The sequence below is a fragment of the Streptomyces sp. ATCC 21386 genome, from assembly GCF_018728545.1.
Lineage (GTDB): Bacteria > Actinomycetota > Actinomycetes > Streptomycetales > Streptomycetaceae > Streptomyces.
Genome location: NZ_JAAVVL010000009.1, coordinates 1 through 2,028, shown reverse-complemented (window position 1 = coordinate 2,028; position 2,028 = coordinate 1). Strand labels below are relative to the sequence as shown.

Annotated in this window: 1 protein-coding gene and 1 pseudogene; one reads left to right on the top strand and one right to left on the bottom strand. The window is 68.4% G+C overall.

Features of this window, described 5'->3' with window-relative positions:
• A pseudogene (locus GWK25_RS43080) lies at positions 1-481 on the bottom strand (acyl-CoA oxidase); the annotation flags it as partial.
• Between the two features lie 691 nt (positions 482-1,172).
• On the opposite strand from GWK25_RS43080, the gene GWK25_RS43070 reads away from it, so the two are divergent.
• Positions 1,173-1,853 carry a ScbR family autoregulator-binding transcription factor gene (locus tag GWK25_RS43070; protein WP_215458191.1) on the top strand — a complete coding sequence of 227 codons (681 nt, stop codon included), beginning with the start codon at positions 1,173-1,175 and terminating at the stop codon, positions 1,851-1,853.
• Positions 1,854-2,028 lie beyond the last annotated feature (175 nt).

Here is a 2,028-nt window from a genome sequence, read left to right as displayed (position 1 = left end):
GGCGTAGGGGCAGGCGGTGGACGGTGATGCCGGGCAGGAGGCCGGTTTCGTCGCTGAGGGGTGTGAGGAAGAGGAAGACGCCGTGGTCGTGTCCGTGGGTGATGAGGCGGGCGGCGACGACGGCGGTTTTGGGGCCGCCGGTGGTGCTGGTGTTCGGCATGAATTTCTGGGCGCCGGGGTGGGGGGTGTGGAGGGTGAATCCGCCGGTGGCGGGGTTGAATTCGGCGGTGGTCTGCAGGGCGAAGCTGTCGTTGCCGTGGTCGAGTTCGGTGCACAGGAAGGTGCCGGTGCGCTGCATGGAGGTGTAGGGGGACAGATCGCGCCGGGCGTCGTGGGTGTGGTCCAGGAGGCTGCCGAGGAAGAGGTTGTAGTGGATGCTGGCCAGGGTGCACAGGCCTCCGCCGCCGTCGGTGATGGCGGCCCATTCGTGCAGGCTCGCCAGCAGGGCGGGGTCGCGTGCGAGGCGTTCGGCGTCGCCGATGGTGTCGTTGACCAGGCGCAGGCGTTCGTAGGACTGTTCGACCTGCTGGTCGGGTGAGAGTCCCGGGCGGTGGCGAAACGTTTCGTCGGCGATGAGGCGGCGCCAGGGGGTGTGGACGAGGTCGCGTTCGCCGTGCTGGTCGAAGAGCAGGCGGGCGGCGCGAAGCCGCCGGGCGGCAGTTCGCCGGCCGGGCGCGTATGGTCCCCGGCCGGGCGCGCAGGGTCCCCGGGGGGTCGGTGCGCCAGGGTGGCGGTGCTGGTGGACGCTGTGGAGTCTTCCTCGGGCTGGACTGTCACAAGGACCATGGCCCTCTTCCCCCGTATGTCTCGGAATTCCCGGAAGGCTGGCGTGCGATGAGGCAAGAAGATACTGACCTACCGGTTTTCTAACAAGTCAAAGAAATGCAAAGCGTGACCGGCCGGCTACCGGTCTTCCGGCGGATCCTGGCCCGCATCCAGAACGGAATGCCCGATTCAGGTGGGGAGAGGTCCGTTATGTCCCAGCTCACCGAGGTGAGGGGAGGGCGGAGAGAAACCATCGCCGGGGTTTCTTTTGGGGGTGCGGGCGGGATACATTGGCCTATGGGCACATTTCGGGCAGGTCGCGGGTCTCTTGATCCTTGCTCCGGGCGGTGGGAGAATACGAACCTGCCGGTTTTTTTGTGGGTGTGGTCCGTCAGCGGAGGTGGGGCATGGCGTTGCAGGAACGTGCGATCAGAACACGCCGGTCGATCGTGGCCGCCGCCGCTGCGGTCTTCGCCGAAGTCGGGTACGAGGCGGCGACGATCTCGGAGATCCATCAGCGGGCCAATGTCACCAAGGGGGCGTTGTACTTCCATTTCTCCTCCAAGGAGGAACTGGCGCAGGAGGTGCTGGCCGACCAGCTCAGCTCGGTGCCGCGGCCGCCCTCGCAGGAGCTGGTCCTGCAGGAGGGTCTGGATGCCACGTTCCTGCTGGCCCACATGCTCAGTGCGGGTGACCCGCTGGTCCGCGGCAGTATCAGGCTCACCGTCGAGCAGGGGTATCCGCAGGACGGTCTGAACCGGCAGATCCCGATGGCGGGCTGGATCGAGCACAACGTGGAGCTGCTGGGCCGGGCCAAGGCCAAGGGGGAGGTGCTGCCCCACACCGATGTCCAGGATGCCGCGCGGGCGTTCGTGGCGGCCTTCACCGGGGCCCAGATCCTGTCGAAGATCATGACGGGCCATGCCGACCTCCCGCAGCGCGTGGCCTCCGTCGAGCGGCACCTGATGGCGAGCATCGCGGTTCCGGCCGTGCTCATGCAGCTCGACATGGCGCCGGACCGCGGCGCCCGCGTCTACGAGCAGGCGATGAAACTGCGTCAGGAGGCCGAAGCACTGGCCGCCGGCTGACCGGCCGCCCGGCTGACGGGCTGACCGGCCGCCGGCTGACAACGCCGCCCCCGGCCCCGGCAGCCACCGGCCGGCCGGTGGTTTGCAGCAGAACGAAACACCGGCCAATCGGCTGGCGGTGCGGGCCCGGGTCCGGCAGCGGCCGGCCGGTGGTTTGCAGGAGAACGAAGCACCG